The sequence below is a fragment of the Streptomyces sp. SID10853 genome (genome assembly GCF_010548145.1).
Classification (GTDB): Bacteria; Actinomycetota; Actinomycetes; order Streptomycetales; family Streptomycetaceae; genus Streptomyces.
Window position 1 is genome coordinate 1 of the sequence record NZ_JAAGLN010000419.1, and the last position, 2,959, is coordinate 2,959.

Consider the following 2,959-nt stretch of genomic DNA (forward strand, 5'->3'; position numbering starts at 1 on the left):
CACCCTGGCCGCCGCCGCCCGCGCCGCCGCGGCGGGGATCACCTTCGGCACCTGCCCCAGGAGCGAGTCGCTGCCCGCGTCCGTGCGGTGCGGCAGCGTCCGGGTCCCGCTCGACTACGCCCGGCCGGACGGCCGGCAGATCTCCCTGACCGTCAGCAGGGCAAAAGCCACCGGCAAGCCCGCCGGCCGCCAGGGCGCGCTGGTCTACAACCCGGGCGGCCCCGGCGCCTCCGGCATGTTCTTCCCGATGGCGGCCTCGGTCCCCGTGTGGAAGCCGCTGGCCGCCGCGTACGACCTGGTGGGATACGCACCGCGCGGGGTGGGGCGATCGGCGCCGCTCTCCTGCGAGGACCCCGCCCCGTACGCGAAGCCCGCGACGACGGCCCCGATCTATCCGTCGGAGGCGTTCAAGCGGAAGAAGATCGCGCAGGCGAAGAGCTACGCGCGGGGCTGCGCGCGGCGGGCCGGTGCGGCTCTGCGGCAGTACAACTCGCTGAACAACGCCCGTGACCTGGATGTGCTGCGGGCCGCGCTGGGCGAGCGGAAGCTGACCTTCATGGGCGCTTCCTACGGCACGTACTTCGGTGCGCTCTACGCGACGCTCTTCCCCTCGCACGTACGCCGGATGGTCTTCGACTCCGCGGTCGACCCGGATCCCGCCAAGATCTGGTACCGCGACAACCTCGACCAGTCGCTCGCCTTCGAGCGCCGCTGGACGGACTTCCGCACCTGGGTGGCGCGGCACGACAAGACGTACCACCTGGGGTCCGACGCATCGGATGTGCTGGCCGCGTACGAGACGGCGCGCGCCCGGCTCGCGGACAAGCCGGAGGGTGGTGTGGGCCCCGCGCAGCTGCAGGGTGCCTTTCTCCAGGCCGGTTACTACGACGACGTCTGGCCTGCCACCGCGTCGGCGCTCGCGCAGTATCTGCGGGGCAACCCGAAGCCGCTGGTCAAACTGGCCGCGCCCGACCCCGCGGCGGCGAAGGCCGACGAGAACGGCACAGCGGTCTACACGGCCGTCGAGTGCAACGACGCGGACTGGCCGGCCGACTGGCGGGTCTGGGACGCCGACAACACCGCGCTGGCGCGCCGGGCGCCCTTCGAGACCTGGGACAACGCCTGGATGAATCTGCCGTGCGCCTACTGGCCCGCACCGCGGCAGAAGCCGCTCGACGTCCGCAGCTCCGACGGCGCGCTGCCGGCCACGCTGATCCTGGCCGCCGAGCGGGACGCGGCCACCCCCTACCCGGGTGCGCTGGAGCTCCAGCGGCGGCTGCGGGGGTCGGTGCTGATCACGGAGAAGGGCGCGGGTACGCATGGCATCGGCGGCGGCCCCAACAAGTGCGTCAACACGTACCTGGACGACTATCTGCTGACGGGGCGGACGCCGGTGCGGCGCGCTGCATGCGCGCCGCACCCGCTGCCGGACCCGGTGTCGCTGGAGAAAAGGACGCTGCCGCGGCCGCGGCCCGTTCTCTGATCTTCCGGGTCATGGACGACCGGGTCCGCCTCAGGCGAGCCCGGCCACCAGGTCGGCCACCGACTTGCGCCGGCCGGTGAAGAAGGGGACCTCTTCGCGTACGTGCATCCGCGTCTCGGAGCCCCGCAGATGACGCATCAGGTCCACGATGCGGTACAGCTCGTCGGCCTCGAAGGCCAGCAGCCACTCGTAGTCGCCGAGCGAGAAGGACGCGACCGTGTTGGCCCGCACGTCCGGAAAGCCACGGGCCATCTTCCCGTGCTCGGCGAGCATCCGGCGGCGGTCCTCGTCGGCCAGCAGATACCAGTCGTAGGAGCGCACGAAGGGGTACACCGAGATGTAGTCGCGGGGGGTCTCGTCGGCGAGGAAGGCCGGGATGTGCGACTTGTTGAACTCGGCGGGGCGGTGCAGCGCCATGTTCGACCAGACCGGCTCGACGGCACGGCCGAGGCGGGTGCGGCGGAAGAGGTTGTACGCGGTCTGCAGCTCGTCCGCGGTCTCCGCGTGCCACCAGATCATCAGGTCGGCGTCGGCGCGCAGCCCGGAGACGTCGTACGTGCCGCGGACGGTGATGTCCTTGGCCGCGAGCTGGTCGAACAGTTCCTGGACCTCACCGGCCACCGCGGTGCGGTCGGTGTCGCCGGGGAGCACGTCGCGCAGCTTGAAGACGGACCACAGCGTGTAGCGCACGACCTCGTTGAGGTCCTTGGCCTTCTTGCCCGCGTTCGGGGCCTTGGGGGACGTCACGGTCTCCGGAGCATCAGTCATGCCGCTATTCTCCCGCGCCGCCGGTGGTGCCCGACGCCAGGGTTGCTGTGATCTCCTTCGCAGCCCGCCCGGCACCCGCGATACAGGCCGGAATCCCCACCCCGTCGTAGGCCGCGCCGCAGATCCGCAGGCCCGGCAGGGCGGCGACCGCCTCCCGCACCCGGGCCACCCGTGCGAGGTGGCCGACGGGGTACTGGGGCAGCCCGCCGATCCACCGGGTCACCTCGGTGGCGACCGGCTTCGCCGTGAGTCCGACGGCCTCGCCCAGGTCGCGCAGGGAGAGGTCCACCAGGTCGGTGTCCTCACGGTGCAGATGTTCCTCGTCGCCGTGGCGGCCCAGCGAGGTCCGCAGCACGACGAGGTCCGGATCGGCGTCGGACCAGGCCCACTTGCGGCTGGAGAAGGTGGACGCCTTGATGGCGTGGCCGTCCACCGGCGGCACCAGGAAGCCGGTGGACTCGGGGAGGGTCAGCTCGGTGCGGCGGAAGGCCAGCGTGACGAGCGACATCGACGCGTACTCGACGGCGGCCAGCTCGGCCGAAGCGGCGGGCGCCTCGTCGGCCAGCAGCGCGGAGGCCGCCCAGGCCGGTACGGCGAGCACCACGGCATCGGCCTCGATACGGCGGCCGCCGTCCGCCCCGCCGGTGCGGATCAGCCAGCCGTCCGGGGTGCGCCGCAGCTCCAGCACCGGCCGGTGCAGCAGGATTT

At 72.2% G+C, this 2,959-nt stretch carries 3 protein-coding genes; 1 reads left to right on the forward strand and 2 read right to left on the reverse strand.

The genetic code is table 11. The features are described from left to right. The coding region (locus G3I19_RS35755; protein WP_164267844.1) for an alpha/beta hydrolase at positions 1–1,483 on the forward strand (1,483 nt) is incomplete at its 5' end. A 30-nt stretch (positions 1,484–1,513) separates the two neighbouring features. Here the strand turns inward: G3I19_RS35755 and hemQ are convergent. Both hemQ and G3I19_RS35765 read right to left on the reverse strand, forming a co-directional pair. Then, complete coding sequence (gene hemQ / locus G3I19_RS35760) at positions 1,514–2,251, reverse strand: hydrogen peroxide-dependent heme synthase (RefSeq protein ID WP_164267845.1); 738 nt, start codon at positions 2,249–2,251, stop codon at positions 1,514–1,516. 4 nt (positions 2,252–2,255) lie between these two features. Beyond that, the coding region (locus G3I19_RS35765) for an FAD-dependent oxidoreductase (RefSeq protein WP_203601113.1) at positions 2,256–2,959 on the reverse strand (704 nt) is incomplete at its 5' end.